10 protein-coding genes and 1 pseudogene are annotated in these 16,418 nt (G+C 41.7%); 5 read left to right on the forward strand and 6 right to left on the reverse strand.

Annotated features, from left to right (window positions below):
• Window positions 1–17: 17 nt before the first annotated feature.
• The 3 genes and pseudogenes from FLM47_RS09015 to FLM47_RS09025 all read left to right on the forward strand — a co-directional run bounded on the left by FLM47_RS09015 (window position 18) and on the right by FLM47_RS09025 (window position 5,364).
• On the forward strand, window positions 18–1,190 hold the full coding sequence (locus tag FLM47_RS09015) for an efflux RND transporter periplasmic adaptor subunit (RefSeq protein ID WP_178956211.1): 1,173 nt from the start codon (window positions 18–20) through the stop codon (window positions 1,188–1,190).
• Window positions 1,191–1,193: 3 nt separating this feature from the next.
• Window positions 1,194–4,346, forward strand: coding sequence for an efflux RND transporter permease subunit (locus FLM47_RS09020; RefSeq protein ID WP_178956212.1), 3,153 nt, complete (start codon window positions 1,194–1,196; stop codon window positions 4,344–4,346).
• 129 nt (window positions 4,347–4,475) lie between these two features.
• Window positions 4,476–5,364 (forward strand): annotated as a pseudogene (locus tag FLM47_RS09025) (dienelactone hydrolase family protein).
• A 20-nt stretch (window positions 5,365–5,384) separates the two neighbouring features.
• Here the strand turns inward: FLM47_RS09025 and FLM47_RS09030 are convergent.
• On the reverse strand, window positions 5,385–6,326 hold the full coding sequence (locus tag FLM47_RS09030) for a LysR family transcriptional regulator (RefSeq protein ID WP_178956861.1): 942 nt from the start codon (window positions 6,324–6,326) through the stop codon (window positions 5,385–5,387).
• A gap of 127 nt (window positions 6,327–6,453) precedes the next feature.
• On the opposite strand from FLM47_RS09030, the gene FLM47_RS09035 reads away from it, so the two are divergent.
• The gene (locus FLM47_RS09035) at window positions 6,454–7,110 is read left to right on the forward strand and encodes a nitroreductase family protein (protein WP_178956213.1); all 657 of its coding nucleotides are present in this window, start codon (window positions 6,454–6,456) and stop codon (window positions 7,108–7,110) included.
• A 45-nt stretch (window positions 7,111–7,155) separates the two neighbouring features.
• Here the strand turns inward: FLM47_RS09035 and FLM47_RS09040 are convergent, their stop codons facing one another.
• From FLM47_RS09040 to dapB, 5 genes are all read right to left on the reverse strand, one after another.
• On the reverse strand, window positions 7,156–8,214 hold the full coding sequence (locus FLM47_RS09040) for a S66 peptidase family protein (protein WP_178956214.1): 1,059 nt from the start codon (window positions 8,212–8,214) through the stop codon (window positions 7,156–7,158).
• Between the two features lie 169 nt (window positions 8,215–8,383).
• The gene (greA, locus tag FLM47_RS09045) at window positions 8,384–8,860 is read right to left on the reverse strand and encodes a transcription elongation factor GreA (RefSeq protein ID WP_010388635.1); all 477 of its coding nucleotides are present in this window, start codon (window positions 8,858–8,860) and stop codon (window positions 8,384–8,386) included.
• Between the two features lie 50 nt (window positions 8,861–8,910).
• Entirely contained in the window at window positions 8,911–12,129 is a 3,219-nt protein-coding gene (gene carB / locus FLM47_RS09050; RefSeq protein ID WP_178956215.1) for a carbamoyl-phosphate synthase large subunit, read from the reverse strand.
• Window positions 12,130–12,145: 16 nt separating this feature from the next.
• A complete protein-coding gene (gene carA, locus FLM47_RS09055) occupies window positions 12,146–13,282 on the reverse strand; it encodes a glutamine-hydrolyzing carbamoyl-phosphate synthase small subunit (protein ID WP_008113125.1) in 1,137 nt (378 codons plus the stop codon).
• 362 nt (window positions 13,283–13,644) lie between these two features.
• The gene (dapB, locus tag FLM47_RS09060; protein ID WP_178956216.1) at window positions 13,645–14,442 is read right to left on the reverse strand and encodes a 4-hydroxy-tetrahydrodipicolinate reductase; all 798 of its coding nucleotides are present in this window, start codon (window positions 14,440–14,442) and stop codon (window positions 13,645–13,647) included.
• Between the two features lie 570 nt (window positions 14,443–15,012).
• Between dapB and FLM47_RS09065 the strand changes: the two genes are divergently transcribed.
• The gene (locus FLM47_RS09065; protein WP_178956862.1) at window positions 15,013–16,326 is read left to right on the forward strand and encodes a Na+/H+ antiporter NhaC family protein; all 1,314 of its coding nucleotides are present in this window, start codon (window positions 15,013–15,015) and stop codon (window positions 16,324–16,326) included.
• The last annotated feature ends 92 nt before the right edge of the window (window positions 16,327–16,418 follow it).

Consider the following 16,418-nt stretch of genomic DNA (forward strand, 5'->3'; position numbering starts at 1 on the left):
TTATGAAGGAATGCCCTGTGGCGACTAAAAAACAAATAATACTTCCGATCGCGGTCCTTGTTGGTGGCATTGGCCTCGCAGCAGGCTTTTCTGCAATGAAAAAGCCACCAGAAGAAAAGCCCCCCCAAGACATGCGCCCTTTGGTTGCAGCACAACCAGTCCACCTTGATGCAATTACCCTCGATGTAAAATCGTACGGTATTGTGCAACCAAAAGACCGCACTGAATTGATTGCTCAGGTGAGTGGCCAAGTTATTTCAGTTGCAGGACAATTTGTTGAAGGTGCCTTTGTAAAGCAAGGCGACATTTTAGCACGAATTGATCCAAATGATTATGAAGCTGATTTAATTGAAGCAGAGGCAGGCCTTGCCCAAGCAAGCTCAGCACTCGAAATTGAACGCGCACAAGCGCATGTTGCTAAAGCCGAATGGGAACGCATTAAAGCAGACTCAAGCGATGTTACTGCATCAGCACTGTATTTACGTAAACCGCAATTAGCAGAAAAAATGGCGCGATATCGCTCAGCCCAAGCAAGTGTAAAACGTGCTAAACGTAATTTAGAACGCACATATATTAAAGCTCCCTACGATGCGATTATAAACGAGCGCAGCATTAGTTTAGGCTCTGTAGTTAATCCTGGTAATAGCTTTGGCTCTCTTAGTTCAACTGAGGTCGCCGAGGTGCGTTTACCTGTTGCCGATAAAGAGCTGCAATACCTTAATAATAGTGGCATAGGCGCAACAGTTGAATTTAATGCACAATACGCAGGTAAAGAAACTACATGGCAGGCTAAAGTGGTACGAAGTGAAGGTGTGATTGATCAAAAAAGCCGAATGAGTTATTTGGTTGCCCAACTTCAAACCCCATATGAAGGGGTTCAGCCACTTCGTTTTGGCTCATATATAAACGCTACAATTGAAGGTCGCGCCGTTAATGGCGCTATTGTTGTTCCTCATCATCTGGTTAAAAATAATAAAATTGCAGTGTTAAACGATGATTTAACTTTGTCATTTAAAACACTCAATATTATTCGCGAACAAGATGGCATGGTCATCGCAAATCAAGGCTTAGCAGAGGGAGAACAACTGATAACTTCTGCTCTTGAATACCCTAGCGAAGGAATGGCAGTAAAAATTGAAGACACTGTGACCAAACCAGACGTTACTCAACTTGCATTAAAAGGAGAGTAAACGATGACCACAACTGATGAAAAAGGGTTAATTGCGTGGTTTGCGCGTAACCCCGTTGCAGCTAACCTAATCATGATTTTTATCTTGATTGGTGGGTTGTTAACCGCGCTAACCATTCGTAAGCAAGCATTCCCTCAATTTGAAAGTAACTGGGTAAGTATTCAAGCTGTTTACCCTGGTGCCGCACCACAAGAAGTGGAAGAAGGCATTACTATAAAAATTGAAGAAAACCTTGAAGGAACCGAAGGTATAAAGCGTTTAATCACTTATTCTAATCGAGGCTATGCACAAGCCTGGGTTGAGATTGAAGAAAAATATGACGCCAAAGAAGCGCTAGATGAAATAAAAGCGCAAGTAGATTCAATTAATACGTTTCCTGCGGGTATGGAACGCCCTGTTGTTCAGCGTGAAAAATTTCAGCAAGAAGTAATGATACTCGCGCTTTATGGTGATATGAGTTATTACCAATTAAAAGAACTTGGCAATGATATTAAAGATGAATTGCAAAACCTTCCTCATGTAAACCTAGTTGATTTTTACAGTGGCTTAGACTACGAAATTGGTATTGAAATTAGCCCTGATAAACTTCGCGAATATGGACTCACATTTAGAGATGTATCTAATGCGGTACAAAGCTTTTCTACTAATATGTCGGCGGGGCAAATTCGCTCTGATACTGGCTACATTTCGATGCGTGTCGAAAAGCAAGCCTATCGTGGCGGTGAATTTGAAAAATTACCGCTAATTACATTACCAGACGGTGCTCAAATTAAATTAGGCGATGTAGCCACCATTAATGATGGCTTTGAAGAAGGCTTACTATATTCTAAATACAACGGCAAAAATTCACTGTCGTTTGAAATTGATGCCTCAAAAGATCAAGACATTACCGTTGTTGCTAAAGTCCTTAAAAAGTACCTAGCAGACAAAGCAAATCAACTTCCTGCAGGCGTTAAGTTATCACCCATCGTTGATTTAACATACTACCTTGAAGGTCGCCTCGACATGATGGTCGATAATATGGTGTGGGGCGGTATTTTAGTTATGCTGGTATTAGCGCTGTTTTTACCACTTAGATTAGCGTTTTGGGTAATGATGGGCCTCCCAGTGTCTTTCTTAGGGGCATTCTTATTTATGCCTATCGGCTTTTTAGACATTACTATTAATATGGTGTCTTTGTTTGCCTTTATTATTGTTTTAGGGATTGTGGTTGATGATGCCATTGTTGTAGGTGAGTCGGCCAGTGCTGAAATTGAAAAACATGGGCACTCACTTAACAACGTTATTCGTGGTGTAAAACGTGTAGCCATGCCAGCAACCTTTGGTGTACTAACCACTATTGCTGCATTTTTACCTCAAGCAATGGCTTCAGGGCCGAGCGCTGCGTTTTCGAAAGCAATTGGTGTAGTGATTATTTTATGCTTAATTTTTTCACTGATTGAATCAAAACTAATTTTACCTGCACACATCGCAGCAATGAACCCGCGTAAGCCTAATCCTAAAAACCCATTACATAAATTACGTAATGCAGTTGATAGTGGCTTAAAGCATTTTGTTGAACATTATTACACTCCATTTATCGGTCGTTGTATCCATTATCGCTATACCGTGATTATTGGCTTTTTATGTATTTTAATTGTCAGTGCAGGACTCTTTGCCGGTGGAATGGTTAAATTTGTACCAAATCCTAAAATTCCGCATGATTTTCCGCGTATATCGCTAGAAATGAACCTTGCCTCTTCTGAGCAAGCCACGCTTGAAACAGCGCGTAAAATAGAAAATGTATTACTGAGCGTCGATAAAGAACTAGAGCAGCAGTATGGCCAATCTATGATCCGTGATTTGTCTGTTAGTCTGCGTGGTCGTACTAATGCGAGTATTATGGCCATTTTAGTAGAGCCTCACTTACGCCCAATCGATACCTTTGAGCTAAGCACTATGTGGCGTGAAAAAATGCCACCGCTACCGGGGCTTAAAACACTCACCATTCAAGATAGTATTTTTGGTGGTGGTCGTGATGATGGCGACGTTAGCTTTAGACTCGAAGGAAAAAATGCCGACGAGTTAAAAGAGGTATCTAGCAAACTAAAAGCTAAGTTACAAAGTATGGAAGGTGTAGGTGATGTAAATGACTCACTGCAAAGTGCCACCGACGAAGTGCAACTTGATTTAAAACCACTTGCTTACAGTATGGGCTTAACCCTTGCTGATGTGGCCTCTCAAGTAAGCTTTAGCTATTACGGCCTTGAAGCACAGCGTATTCTGCGTGAAGGTGAAGAAATCAAAGTAATGATTCGTTACCCGCAAAGCGAGCGTAACTCAATAAGCAACATTCAAGATACGCGTATTATCACTCCTGCGGGCGCTGAAGTTTCTTTGAGTGAAATAGCTATAGTCAAGCTAGTTGACGGCGTAAGCAGTATCAGACGTGAAAACTCAAATCGTACTGTTAATGTGTGGGCTGCGGTTAATAGTGACGAAGTAGAGCCATTTGCCATTGCACAAGAAATTCGTGATGTTTACTTACCGGCACTGCTTAAAAACTACCCTGGTGTAAAAAGTAATGTTGCTGGGCGTATTCAAGAAGAGATGGAAAGTGCTAATGAACAACTACGTGATTTTGCAATCTCATTAATGATTATTTTTGCGCTACTGGCCATCCCGCTTCGCTCATATTCTCAGCCACTGATCATTATGTCGGTGATCCCATTTGGTGTTGTGGGTGCTATGTTCGGTCATATGGCTTTAGGTATGACCATGAGCGGGCTATCAATGTTCGGCATTATCGCTGTAGCCGGTATAGTGGTTAATGATTCGCTTGTTATGGTGGATTTTGTAAACAAAGCCCGTGCAGAAGGTGTGGCAATAAAAGAAGCGGTAATGCAAGCCGGAGCGCGTCGCTTTAGAGCCATATTACTAACCTCAGTCACTACTTTTATTGGCGTAATGCCGATTATTATGGAAACCAGTTTACAAGCAAAAATTGTAATACCTATGGCAGTATCACTCGCCTTTGGTGTGCTGTTTGCCACAGTAATTACGCTTATTCTTATACCGTGTCAGTACGTTGCGCTTGAAGATACAAAACGCATAATTCGAAAGTGGCGCGGTAAAGACCCTATTGTCGATGGCCAACCAGCAACGACCAATAGTTAATTCAGTAAAATCCCAACCAAAAAAGCTCGGCATAATTATGCCGAGCTTTTTATTTATAAATTAAACTGCTCGTTTTTTATGCCTTTTACGTTATGGTATTAAATAATCATAATAAAATAAGGCACTACTATGACCTCCCCTCAGTCTGAACACATTCCTCAAGAAGCATTTGATTGGTATGACGAATACGCTCATGGTTTAATTGATAGACGCACGTTTATGAAAAAACTCGGTGGCTTAGCCGCATTGGGCTTTTCAATGACAGTACTTACAGGTGCATTATTACCTAATTACGCTCAAGCTGAGCAGGTCTCATTTAACGACGATGACATAAAAGCCACTTACCAAGAATTTGATTCGCCTGATGGTCATGGTTCGGGTAAAGGCTATTTAGTGGTTCCAAAAAATACACAAGGCAAGCTACCTGTTGTATTAGTAGTACACGAGAATCGCGGCTTAAATCCGTATGTAAAAGATGTTGCAAGGCGACTGGCTAAAGCCGGCTTTATTGCCTTTGCCCCTGATGCGTTGCACCCACTGGGTGGCTACCCAGGCAACGACGATGAAGGTCGAGCCATGCAACGTACCCTTGAGCACTAAAATACAAAATGATTTTGTAGCCGCTGCTCACTTTTTAAAAGCACAGCCAAATAGTAATGGTAAATTAGGCGCGGTTGGTTTTTGTTTTGGTGGCTATATTGTTAATTATTTAGGCTCAGTAGACAGTAACTTATTGAGCGCGGGCGTGCCCTTTTATGGCACACCTGCAAGTGAAAGCTTACACAAAAATATAAAAGCGCCGTTAATGATTCAATTAGGTGAACTTGATAAACGGGTTAACGCTACATGGCCTGAGTATGAGCAAAGCTTAAATGCTAACAATGTTGAGTTCATCATGCATAAGTATGAAGGTGCAAACCATGGTTTCCACAATGACTCAACTGGCCGTTACGATGAAAAGAGTGCCGAACTTGCTTGGCAGCGAACCTTGGCGTTTTTTAAAAACTATTTAAGTTAACGTTACTAAACGTGTATTTGTTACTCGTTAATTAATATGCGTTTATCAACAATCCCCTGCTTTACTAGCTGATTCAATAAGTGAGCGGTTTTTTCTCTGCACACATCACGCAATAGTCGTACAGCGGGAGTAATCGATTGCCTGCTTGGGCAAATGAGCCACAGCTCACCACAGGTATGCTGGTAATTATTCATCACAGTAACAACGCGTTTATTTAATAAGTCATCGGCAATATCTAACGCTGATTTAACCGCTAAACCTTTACCTGCAACACACCAACGCCTAACTAAATCGCCATCATTTGAGGCACGTTTGCCCTGCATTTTTACTTTGTATTTTTTCCCGCCGTCGGTAAATTCCCACACATTATTGATAATATCTTGCAGCTGGTAAAATAATCCGTGATGCTGCGCTAAATCATCTGGGTGCTCTGGCTCACCATATTTAGCTAAATAGGTAGGTGTAGCACAAAGTAGTCGCGGTACGTTGCAAATTTTAAATCCATATACACTGCTATCACTGGGTGAGCCATAACGTAGTGCTATATCAACCGAATCACGAAAAAAATCAATATTGCTATCGCTAATGTGCGTACGCAAGCTCACACTTGGGTACTTATCCATGATTTCATCAATCCAAGGGATCACTAAGTTGCGCCCTAAATCAGATGAGGTAGCTACCCGTAACTCCCCTTCAATGGCATCATGTTCTCCTTTAAGGTTTTGCCTTGCCGTTTCAAGCACGGCCAGAGCTTGTTCGCATTGGGGAATGTATCGCTCCCCTGCACTAGATAAACGCAAATGCCGAGTGGTTCTAATAAATAATTCACAGCCAAGTGCCAACTCTACACGCTTAATAGCAGCACTGGCCGTTGCTGTGCGCATATCTAACTTGGCTGCTGCTAGCGTAATGCTTCGACACTCCGCTACTTTTAAAATCAGTTTTAAGTCATCAACCTGCATATTATCTATTTTTATTTGATAATGATTCAATAATTATGCTGTTTATTTTAAATAAAGCAAATTGTATTATGCTGCTCATACACTCAATGAACACTATTTATCAGCCCTTTTTTATTATGGAGAGACTATGACTCACCCTATTATTCGCGATCTTGAAAGCCGCCACACCGCTAAACGTTATGATGCTACAAAGCGCATTTCTCAAGACGATTTAGCGGTATTGTATGATGCTATGCGTCTTTCTCCTTCGTCTATTAATTCACAGCCTTGGAAATTTATTGTGATTGAATCTGATGCCGCAAAAGAGCGTATGCACAGTACCTTTGCTAATAAGTTTCAATTTAATCAGCCACACATTAAAGCGGCGTCACACATTATTTTATTTGCTCATAATCCACAATACACACGTGAAAATTATGGCCAAGTGATTGATGCTGATATAAAAAATGGCCGAACTCAAAAAGAAAACCGCGAGCAAGCTTTTGGCGCCTTTGCGTTTGTGGATTTAAATACCGATGAGCAGGGTAATAATGCCGCCTGGACTAAAGCACAAACCTACATTGCTTTAGGCAATACTATGCATGCAGCAGCACGCTTAGGGATTGATACCACACCGATGGAAGGCGTTGATGCACAACTGATTGGCGAAGAGTTCGCAAGCGAATTAGACGGCTACATCTGTGATGTCGCACTTGCGCTGGGCTACCATGACGCAGAAGAAGACTACAATGCTAAGCTGCCAAAATCACGTTTAAGCAAAGAACAAATTATTCAGGTTTTATAAGTCATAACTGCTCACTTTAAATAGTAAGTGAGCAGTTTATTATTACTAGGCTAGTTTTGTAACCACAGATGCACTGAGCACTTTGCCTTGTTCAACATCTGCGGTAACAGTGCATAATGCACCATTAACTAAGTTTAAATTAGGAGGAATGTGGCCAATATCAGCATCAATGATCACCGGAAATAAACACCCACCAAAAGCGGCATTTAAGCCTTGGCGATAATCAAACCCTGGGTCTTGCCCTTGTAAGGTCACATGACGACCAATAATCACCCCATTTATATCATCAAACATGCCCGCTAATTTAAGTGACAATAAAAATCGTGCAACGGTCGCTGGCGTGAGCTCTGCGCTTTCTAAATAAAGTACAATACCTTGCGAGGCATTGTGCTTTTTAAACTCATGCAGAGCTAAAAAAGGCGAATCAAGTAACAGCCCAACCGTATCAAGACACCCACCAAACAACCGCCCTGACATTTCAATACTGCGCTTATCGGTGTAATTTAAACATTGCCATTGGGTGGGAACGCTGTGATCAAATAATGCATTCGGGTTTTGTGCGTAATCAGGCTTGCTATGTTGATGGTAAGTCGAGGGGGCTTGCTCAAACTCACTGCTAGCCTCATAGCTTAGGCTTTCAAAAATTTGTAAACAATACGGGTCTTTTTCATCAGGGTGTAATTGAATTAAATTAGCGCTATGCAGTGTTGCCCAATTACATTTTGCTGTCAGTGCACAAGCAATCGTACTGACATCTGAATAGCCCACTAACCATTTAGGTTTAGCGTTTTTAATTGCGCTAAAATCAAGCAGAGGCAATATTTCCATTGCCAGCTCTCCGCCCATTGGCGGCATGATCGCATCTATTTCATCATCTAATAAAAAGTCCATTAATTGCTTGGCATGCTGCTTAGCTGTAACTTGAGTTCGCGGCTCGTTTTGACGTAAAAACTCCCCCTCAACAATCTGATAACCTCGATGTTTTAAGCCATTAATGACAATATCTAACCGTGGATGATATTTTGATTTGATCCCCGCTGATAAAGAACACACGGCGATTTTAGATCCCACTGTTAAAGGTGCCGGATACAGTATATTTGCCATATTATTTCCTTATTGAAGAATAGGTTACTACCATAACAACATAGCCTACATTTACAAACAATGAATAATATTCAACCGATTCTAAACCAAATATAAAAACCAAGCATAAAAAAACCAGTGCTTATTACTAAGCACTGGTTTTTATAAAACGTTAAAGTGAGTTAACTAATTAAATATACTCAACCTCAATGATTTCGTACTCTACATCACCTTTTGGCGTTTTGATAATCACAGCGTCATCCGCTTGTTTACCAATTAAGCCGCGAGCAATTGGTGAATTAACAGAAATTAAATTACTTTTAATATCTGCTTCATCATCGCCAACAATCTGATATTTAACTTCAGCGTCGGTTTCAACATTAACGATGGTTACTGTAGTACCAAAAATCACTTTACCTGTATTAGGCATCTTTGTTACGTCAATCATCTGCATGTTTGAAAGTTTTGCTTCAATTTCTTGAATACGGCCTTCACAAAAACCCTGTTGCTCACGCGCAGCGTGATACTCAGCATTTTCTTTTAAGTCACCGTGTTCACGTGCATCAGCAATATCAGATACAATTTTTGGACGGGTAACAGTTTTTAATTCGTTAAGCTCATCGCGCAATAATTTTGCGCCACGAACTGTCATTGGAATTGATTGCATACTTTTCTCACTTAATCCCAAGGCCGTGGTTACGGCCTTGGCACATTTCCTTAGTTCAATCGCAGGTGTAGTTCTTGAACAGACGTCACTTTACTGCGGTCATCTGCTTGGTTAGCAGTACAGTTAGCAAATGCCGCATTCAATGTCGTAGTATAATTGGTTTTGTGTTGCAATGCACCACGACGTAACACCTTCGAATCTTCAATCGCTTGGCGACCTTCGGTGGTATTAACGATATAGCTATACTCGCCATTTTTGATTCTATCAAGAATGTGCGGACGACCTTCGTATACTTTATTTACACGGCGAACCGTAATTCCAGCATCTTCAAGTGCAGCAGCTGTTCCACCTGTTGCATCTAGCTCAAAACCAAGTTCTGTCATGGTTTTAGCTAGTTCTACAATACGTGGCTTATCGCTATTACGTACAGATAGTAACGCGCGACCACCACGTGGTAAAGTGTTGCTTGCACCTAATTGTGCTTTTGCAAACGCTTCGGCGAAAGTATCACCAACACCCATTACTTCACCCGTTGAGCGCATTTCAGGTCCACGGATAGGATCCACACCTTGGAACTTAGCAAATGGCAATACCACTTCTTTTACGCTGTAGTAAGGTGGAATCACTTCTTTAGTAATGCCTTGGCTTGCTAAAGATTGACCCGCCATACAACGTGCCGCTACTTTTGCAAGTGCTACACCCGTTGCTTTAGATACAAATGGAACTGTACGTGCTGCACGTGGGTTTACTTCGATTAGATACACTTTGCCATCTTTAACCGCAAACTGTGTATTCATCAAACCAACTACGCCAAGTTCAAGTGCCATATCAGTTACTTGCTTACGCATCACATCTTGCACTTCTTGCGTTAGCGAGTGAGCTGGTAATGAACATGCTGAGTCACCAGAGTGAACGCCCGCTTGTTCAATATGCTCCATGATACCGCCAATAATCACTTGCTCGCCGTCGCAAATTGCGTCAACGTCAACTTCTATCGCGTTATCTAAGAAACGGTCTAGTAATACTGGCGCTTCATTTGATGCAGATACCGCTTCGGTCATGTAACGACGTAAGTCTTGCTCATCGTATACAATTTCCATCGCACGACCACCTAATACGTACGAAGGACGCACTACCAGTGGGAAACCAATTTCAACTGATTTAAGTAGTGCTTCTTCAGTAGAGGTAACCGTCGCATTTTCTGGTTGCAGTAAGTCTAAACGCTCAACAAGTTGTTGGAAACGCTCACGGTCTTCTGCACGGTCAATGGCATCAGGTGAAGTACCAATTACAGGCACGCCGTTAGCTTCAAGCTCACGCGCTAGTTTAAGTGGTGTTTGACCACCGTACTGCACGATAACGCCTTTTGGCTTTTCAACACGTACAATTTCTAGTACGTCTTCAAGCGTAATTGGCTCAAAGTATAAACGATCAGATGTGTCGTAATCGGTAGAAACCGTTTCAGGGTTACAGTTAACCATGATGGTCTCGTAGCCGTCTTCGCGAAGCGCAAGGGCTGCGTGTACACAACAGTAATCAAATTCAATACCTTGGCCGATACGGTTAGGACCGCCACCAATTACCATGATTTTATCACGGTCAGATGCGTTAGCTTCACATTCTTCATCGTAAGATGAGTACATGTAAGCAGTGTCTGAGCTAAATTCTGCGGCGCACGTATCAACGCGTTTGTATACAGGTACAATATTGAGTTGATGGCGCTTTTTACGAATTTCAGCTTCTGACACACCAGCAATTTCTGCAATACGCGGATCAGCAAACCCTTTGCGTTTAAGTTTACGCAAGAAGTCTGCATTTAAGCCGGCCATACCGACTTCTGAAATTTTAGCTTCATCTTTTAGGATGTCTTCAATTTGTACTAAGTACCAAGGGTCAATCTTAGTCAATTCGAACACATCTTCAACGCTCATTCCATGGCGCATCGCATCGGCAATGTACCAAATACGCTCTGCACCAGGCTCACGTAATTCACGAATGATTTTTTCTTTTGCTTTCGGGTCGTCAAGCGCCACAATTGGGTTAAAGCCCGTTGCGCCTACTTCTAAACCACGTAATGCTTTTTGTAATGACTCTTGTTGGTTACGACCAATCGCCATTACTTCGCCTACTGATTTCATTTGCGTTGTTAAACGGTCGTTTGCACCGGCAAATTTTTCAAAGTTAAAGCGAGGAATTTTTGTTACAACATAATCGATTGAAGGCTCAAACGATGCTGGGGTTTTACCGCCAGTAATATCATTCTGTAACTCGTCTAACGTGTAACCTACAGCAAGCTTAGCTGCGATTTTAGCAATCGGGAAGCCTGTTGCTTTAGATGCAAGCGCTGATGAACGTGATACACGCGGGTTCATCTCGATGATAACCATACGGCCATCAACTGGATTTACACCAAATTGTACGTTTGAACCGCCGGTTTCAACACCAATTTCACGCAATACGGCCATAGAGGCATTACGCATAATTTGGTATTCTTTGTCGGTTAATGTTTGTGCTGGTGCAACCGTGATTGAGTCACCTGTGTGCACACCCATTGGGTCAAAGTTTTCAATAGAACAGACGATAATACAGTTGTCTTTTTTGTCACGAACAACTTCCATTTCGTATTCTTTCCAACCAATTAACGATTCATCAATTAATAACTCGCTGGTTGGTGAAAGGTCTAAACCGCGCTCACAAATTTCTTCAAACTCTTCCATGTTGTAAGCCACACCGCCACCGGTGCCGCCCATTGTGAAAGAAGGACGAATAATACACGGTAAGCCGATTCGGGTCATGGTATCGCGCGCTTCATCCATTGAATGGGCAATTTCAGCACGTGGACATTCAAGGCCGATGTTACGCATAGCAACATCAAAACGCTCACGGTTTTCTGCTTTATCGATTGCATCGGCTGTTGCGCCAATAAGCTCAACGCCATGCTTTGCCAATACACCGTGCTTATCTAAATCAAGCGCACAGTTTAATGCCGTTTGACCACCCATTGTAGGCAGTACAGCATCTGGCTTTTCTTTTTCAATAATTTTTTCTACCACTTCCCAGTGAATTGGTTCGATGTATGTTGCATCGGCCATTTCTGGATCAGTCATGATAGTGGCTGGGTTTGAGTTAACTAATATAACTCTATAGCCTTCTTCTCTTAGTGCTTTACACGCTTGAGCACCAGAGTAGTCAAATTCACAAGCTTGACCAATTACAATTGGGCCTGCGCCTAAGATAAGAATGCTTTTTATATCGGTACGTTTTGGCATTATTACTCCGGTTAAATTAGTGGTTACGCGCTTGCATCAAGTCGATGAAGTGGTCAAATAATGGGGCTGCATCGTGCGGACCAGGACTTGCTTCAGGATGACCTTGGAAGCTAAACGCTGGTTTATCTGTACGGTGAATACCTTGTAATGTACCGTCAAATAACGATTTGTGCGTAGCACGTAAGTTATCTGGTAATGTGGCTTCATCTGCAGCAAAACCGTGGTTTTGTGCAGTGATCATTACAACATCGCGGTCAAGATCTTTAACTGGGTGGTTACCACCATGGTGGCCAAACTTCATTTTTACTGTTTTAGCACCTGAGGCAAGTGCTAGTAGTTGATGCCCTAAACAAATACCAAAAATTGGCGTGTCGGTTTCTAAAAAGGTTTTAATTGCATCAATGGCATAAGTACATGGCTCAGGATCGCCAGGGCCGTTTGATAAGAAAATACCATCTGGGTTTAAGGCTAGTACGTCAGCGGCAGAGGTTTGTGCTGGGACAACGGTCAGTTTACAACCACGATCAACAAGCATACGTAAAATGTTACGTTTAACACCGAAGTCGTAGGCAACAACATGAAACTTTTCATCATCAGCGTGTAAGGTTTTAAACCCCTCGCCTAATGTCCAGCTTGATTCGCGCCACTCAAAATTTTCCTTGGTTGAGACAACTTTTGCTAAATCCATACCTTTTAAGCCTGGGAAGGCTTGCGCGGCTTCGAGCGCTTTTTTCTCGTCTAGTTCGTCACCAGCAACAATACAGCCATTTTGTGCGCCTTTGTCACGCAAAATACGGGTTAGTTTTCTGGTGTCGATGTCCGCAATACCTAAAATATTACGTTCTTTTAAGTAATCATCTAACGATTGCTCGTTACGAAAATTACTTGCTAGCAGTGGCAAATCACGGATCACTAGGCCTTTAGCCCAAATGTGACTCGCTTCTTCGTCTTCGCTGTTGGTACCCGTATTACCGATATGTGGGTACGTCAAAGTTACGATTTGTTCCGCGTACGATGGATCAGTCAAAATTTCTTGATAACCAGTCATAGACGTATTGAATACTACTTCACCGACTGACATGCCGTCAGCGCCGATTGCAGTACCGCGAAACACTGTGCCGTCTTCTAGGACTAACAGAGCGGATTTAGTCAAGTTAAACCTCCTAACAGTAAAAAACGGGAGTAAACAAATTGCTTAACACCCCGCCAATACCCAAATAATTGGTCAAAACCTGATTTCTGTGAGCTTAAATTGTTTTACGCAGTCTTAAATGATGCCGATGTAAACCACTAAACCTTCATTCATTTTTCTTGCCTAAAACTCTTTTTATTCCCACACAAACCCCGGTTTTGCTAACCATATGAGTATAATTGGAAACACGCATTTAGTAATTTTTGGCAAATTGGCTGTATTCTACATGAAGTTGGCTTTTAGGTCTAACGCTAATTAGTAAATTGTAATAAATAAGTGGTTATACCAAAAAACCACCTCAAAGCGTTAAAAAAGGAACTTAACTACTTTAAATCTAGCACATCTTGCATATCATAAAGTCCTGCAGGTTTATTTTTCAACCACTGCGCAGCTCTTATAGCACCTAGCGCGAAGGTCATTCGCGAACTTGCTTTATGGGTTAATTCAAGTCTTTCGCCCATTGTAGCGAAGTAGGCTGTGTGTTCACCTACTATATCGCCGCCTCTTAGCACCGAATAGCCAATTTCATTTTGTGATTTGGCCTGCTCTATGTTGTTACGATCATAAACAGCAACCTCATCATGATCCCACCCTTTAGCCTGTGCAATCGACTCGCCAATAGCTAATGCTGTACCCGATGGCGCATCGATTTTATGGCGATGATGCGCTTCAAAAATTTCAATATCTAAATCATCGCCTAATTTTGTCGCTGCTGTTTGCACTAAGTTAAGCAGTAAATTTACGCCCACGCTATAATTACGCGCAAATACGATCGGGATATGTTTAGCGGCATCGGTTAATAGAGCCATATCATCATGAGTTAAGCCAGTGGTGCCAATTACCATAGGTGTTTTTTTCTCAACAGCTGTTTTTAAGTGATTTCTCATGCCTTGTGGAAGGGTAAAGTCTATAAGCACATCTACATTTTCAACCTGCTGTTCACTGCTAAAGTGAATGCCTTTAGCCGCTGCACTATTAAGTTGATTAACCGATAGACCGACTAACTCAGACTCACTGCGTACATAGGCCGCCGCTAATTGTGAATTTTTATTGATTGTTGCTGCTTCTAAAAGTGCCAGGCCCATACGGCCATTCGCACCAAACACACCTACTCGATTCATCTTTTTACAACCTATGTATTTTTTAGTTAGCTAGATTTTATCTAAAACTCATGTAATAGTCAGGAAAGCTTATAAAAAAGCTTCGATTATTTTAGGGTCTGTTGACCTTTGCGGATTAAAATTTGTTTAAACTAGGAGCGGTTTAATCGTGGCGCGAGGTTTGTAACCTAGTGGGCTATGTAAAAACCGAGCAACAAAGAGTAAATCGCTCCTAGGCAGAACCCTTCGGGCAGCGCCTGTTTGGCATTGATGCTGCGTTATCGCCTATTTATGGGGAATAACCACACCACATAGGCTCTGCCTTGCCTAAATACCAAACAGACTGCTGCAAATTTAACCTTGAAAGATCAACAGACCCTCATAATAATAACAGATAGTCTTTGCATTTAGCCATCTATACATTTAAACTTCTTTTTTGCGCCGATTTGGTCTTTGGCTTGCGGGCGCTGTTGAGTTACTTATCTGGTTAGATAGTAAAACAAACAACTAAATTCAGCTAAAAGAGGGATGCTTTGGCTGTTAAGTATATCAATCGGTTTCGATTGCTATGAATAATTAATGAGGATTATGATGCAGCCATCATTTGATAAAAATAAAGCAAGATTTTCTTTGCTACCCCTACTCACCTTTGTTGCTATTTTTTTAGGCTCAGGCTTATATTTGCAATCTCAAGGGGTTGATTATGCATTTTATCAACTCCCAGCACCGGTCGCTATTTTACCTGCGATTGTTTTAGCCTTTATCTTAAACAAAGCCAGTATTAATCAGAGTGTAGAAACCTTTATTAAAGGCGTGGGTAATAACAATATTATTACCATGTGCCTTATCTATTTATTAGCAGGTGCTTTTTCTGCGGTTGCAGGGGCAACCGGTGGCGTTGACGCGGTTGTTAATGCTGGTCTCTCTCTTATTCCCCCTTCATTACTTCTGCCTGGTTTGTTTTTAATTGCAGCGGTTATCTCTACTGCGATGGGCACGTCAATGGGAACTATCGGTGCTATTGGCCCAATTGCTTATGCAGTATCAATGAAAACAGGGATTGATCCCGCATTAATGGCCGGTACCATTGTATCTGGCGCCATGTTTGGTGATAACCTATCAATAATTTCCGACACTACGATTGCAGCTACCCGCACGCAAGGCTGTGAAATGAAAGATAAGTTTAAAGAAAATCTTAAAATTGCTGTTCCGGCCGCTATCCTTACTATTGCATTACTATTGTTTTTAACGCCTGCAGCACAAGTAGTTGATACCAAAGACTACGATATTTTATTAGTACTTCCTTATGCCTTTATTTTAGTACTGGCAGTAATGGGCTTTAATGTATTTGTAGTACTGTTAAGCGGTATTGTTTTCGCCGCATTGATGGGCTTTACTGGAAGCTATGAAGGCGCCAGCTTTGTAAAAGATGTTTACCAAGGTTTTAGCGACATGCAGGAAATATTTTTGCTCTCTATGTTTATTGGTGGCCTCTCTGAGTTTATTCGTATTAATGGCGGCCTCGACTACATCGCGCAAAAAATTCAAGCAATCACTAAGGTCATTGCAAAATGGCATCGCAAGGTAGCGGATCAGTTAGGGATAGCTGCATTAGTGCTAACCAGCAATATGTGTATTGCTAACAACACAGTGTCTATTATTGTGACTGGCCCTATTGCTAAAAAGCTAGCTGACGATGGCGAAATTAGTGGTAAACGTTCTGCCAGTTTATTAGATATTTTTGCCTGTGTTACCCAAGGGTCTTTACCTTACGGCGCACAAGCACTTCTGCTTGGTGCTACATTTAAAATTAGCCCGTGGGAAGTATCAACCTCATCTTACTACTGCTTTATTTTAGCTTTTACCGCTATTGCGGTTATTTGTTTACGTCGTAATAAAGCTTAAATCTTCTTTAAACAGTGTATTAGCCACATGCTAGTACACTGTTTATGACAATAAATAATTAACAAATTAACCGTCTTTGCTATAATGTGGTA

This window comes from Pseudoalteromonas sp. Scap06, from assembly GCF_013394165.1.
Taxonomy (GTDB): Bacteria; Pseudomonadota; Gammaproteobacteria; order Enterobacterales; family Alteromonadaceae; genus Pseudoalteromonas.

Coding starts and splice junctions, on each gene's coding strand:
- FLM47_RS09035 (WP_178956213.1), top strand. CDS start 6,454: ATGACTCACCCTATTATTCGCGATCTTGAAAGCCGCCACACCGCTAAA.
- dapB (WP_178956216.1), bottom strand. CDS start 14,442: ATGAATCGAGTAGGTGTGTTTGGTGCGAATGGCCGTATGGGCCTGGCA.
- FLM47_RS09040 (WP_178956214.1), bottom strand. CDS start 8,214: ATGGCAAATATACTGTATCCGGCACCTTTAACAGTGGGATCTAAAATC.
- FLM47_RS09020 (WP_178956212.1), top strand. CDS start 1,194: ATGACCACAACTGATGAAAAAGGGTTAATTGCGTGGTTTGCGCGTAAC.
- greA (WP_010388635.1), bottom strand. CDS start 8,860: ATGCAATCAATTCCAATGACAGTTCGTGGCGCAAAATTATTGCGCGAT.
- FLM47_RS09065 (WP_178956862.1), top strand. CDS start 15,013: ATGCAGCCATCATTTGATAAAAATAAAGCAAGATTTTCTTTGCTACCC.
- carB (WP_178956215.1), bottom strand. CDS start 12,129: ATGCCAAAACGTACCGATATAAAAAGCATTCTTATCTTAGGCGCAGGC.
- FLM47_RS09030 (WP_178956861.1), bottom strand. CDS start 6,326: ATGCAGGTTGATGACTTAAAACTGATTTTAAAAGTAGCGGAGTGTCGA.